Source organism: Lyngbya aestuarii BL J, from assembly GCF_000478195.2.
Taxonomy (GTDB): Bacteria; Cyanobacteriota; Cyanobacteriia; order Cyanobacteriales; family Microcoleaceae; genus Capilliphycus; species Capilliphycus aestuarii.
The window spans coordinates 1-395 of the sequence record NZ_AUZM01000381.1 but is presented as its reverse complement, the minus strand read 5'-3'; the positions used below and the strand labels follow the sequence as shown (position 1 = coordinate 395).

The following is a 395-nucleotide window of genomic DNA, read 5'->3' as shown; positions in this document are numbered from 1 at the left end:
GTGTGCTCTTCCGATCTAATTCTAAATCCTCCAATTTGATTAACTAATGATCGACGATAAACACCTAAATGACAGGTGTACATTCGAGAGAGAAATGAATCGGGACACCAATCGGGTTTGTAAGCGGCTTCTCTCAATTGATTATGATCATCTATTTTATCTTCATCGGAATAAATCATGTCGGCTTCTGGATGCTGATTGAGTAGCCGCACAACTTCTTCTAAAGCGTCAGAAGTTAGTAAGTCATCGTGATCTAATAATGCAATAAATTCACCTGTTGCTATTTCTAAAGCCGAATTAGAACAAGCAGAAATATGACCATTTTCGGATCTAAATACCCGTTTAATTCTGCTATTTTGGTGAACATATTCTTCTATAACGGCTCGAACATAAGG

At 37.5% G+C, this 395-nt stretch carries 1 protein-coding gene; it reads right to left on the bottom strand.

Going from position 1 to position 395, the window contains the following annotated elements; all coding sequences use genetic code 11:
- Positions 1-395: glycosyltransferase (locus tag M595_RS28610; RefSeq protein WP_023070032.1), on the bottom strand; the 395-nt coding region annotated here is incomplete at both ends.